Annotated in this window: 2 protein-coding genes; one reads left to right on the top strand and one right to left on the bottom strand. The window is 65.0% G+C overall.

The features are described from left to right. The coding region (locus AC4FAH_RS10840) for a diphosphate--fructose-6-phosphate 1-phosphotransferase (protein WP_490246018.1) at nt 1-524 on the bottom strand (524 nt) is incomplete at its 3' end. A gap of 194 nt (nt 525-718) precedes the next feature. On the opposite strand from AC4FAH_RS10840, the gene AC4FAH_RS10835 reads away from it, so the two are divergent. Next, nucleotides 719-1467: Mur ligase domain-containing protein (locus tag AC4FAH_RS10835; RefSeq protein WP_483236899.1), on the top strand; the 749-nt coding region annotated here is incomplete at its 3' end.

The following is a 1467-nucleotide window of genomic DNA, read 5'->3' as shown; positions in this document are numbered from 1 at the left end:
GCGATGTCGAGACCGGCTTCACGGGTGGAGGTGGCGATGTACTTGGCCACGCTGCCGAAGCCCGGCGAGTTGTCGGTGATCGGCAGGTCGTTGTCCACGGTCTTCGGCACGTGGATGGCCTGGATCGGATAGCCCATGGTCTCGGCCAGCTGAGAGACCTTCAGGCAGGTATCGGCGCTGTCGCCGCCACCGTTGTAGAAGAAGTAACGGATGTCGTGGGCCTTGAACACCTCGATCAGACGCTCGTACTGGGTACGGTGGTCCTCGATGCTCTTGAGCTTGTAGCGGCAGGAGCCGAAGGCACCGCCCGGCGTGTGGCGCAGCGCGGCGATGTTCTCGTCGCTTTCCTGGCTGACGTCGATCAGGTCTTCGGTCAGGGCACCGATGATGCCGTTGTGACCGGCATACAGCTTGCCGATCTGGTCGCCGTTTTCACGAGCGGCTTCGATGACGCCACAGGCACTGGCGTTGATGACGGCGGTAACGCCACCGGACTGGGCGTAGAAGGCATTGTGCTGGGGCATGGGCTTCTCGTCTCTGCTTCCTTGTCATGGTCTTGAACGGGCTGGCGCTTACCCGCCGCATCATATCCGAAAGACATGACCCCTGCACGACGCCCGAATGCCACTGGGGGTGTCGTCCATCCCTGACAGGCCGCGCGCTACTCGCCGCCTGGCGGGCATGCTAGGCTGCTCGGGCTTCCGGATTGGAGAAACAGATGCACCTTCACGTCATCGGTATTTGCGGTACCTTCATGGGCTCTCTGGCGCTTCTGGCGCGCGCGCGTGGTCATCGCGTCACGGGGAGCGATGCCAACGTCTATCCGCCCATGAGCACACAGCTGGCCGAGGCCGGTATCACCCTGATGGAAGGCTATGCGGCCGACAATCTCGTCCCCGCGCCTGATCTCACGGTGGTCGGCAATGCCGTCTCGCGCGGCAACCCCGAAGTCGAGGCGCTGCTCGAGCGTGGGCTGGCCTATACCTCCGGCCCGCAATGGCTGTGTGACGAGGTGCTGACCGGCCGTCCGGTGATCGCCATCGCCGGCACCCACGGCAAGACCACCACCGCGACCATGACCGCCTGGATTCTCGAATGCGCGGGCCTCGCGCCGGGCTATCTGATCGGTGGCGTGCCGCCGCAGCTGGGCGATTCCGCGCGTATCGGCGACCCCAGGGCGCCCTTCGTGGTCGAGGCCGATGAATACGACACGGCCTTCTTCGACAAGCGTTCCAAGTTCGTGCATTACCGGCCGCGCATCGCCGTGCTCAATAACCTCGAGTTCGATCACGCCGACATCTTCCCGGATCTCGCCGCCATCGAGCGTCAGTTCCACCACCTGGTGCGTACCGTGCCGGCTGGCGGCAAGCTGGTGGTCGCGGCGGACGCCGTCGCCGGTGCCGAGGCGCTGGAGCGCGTGCTGGATCAAGGCTGCTGGACGCCGGTGACGCGCTTCGGCGATGAGAG

It is taken from the genome of Cobetia sp. (assembly GCF_983723665.1).
Note: the sequence above shows the minus strand (reverse complement) of the source record. Positions and strands in the feature narration are given on the sequence as shown.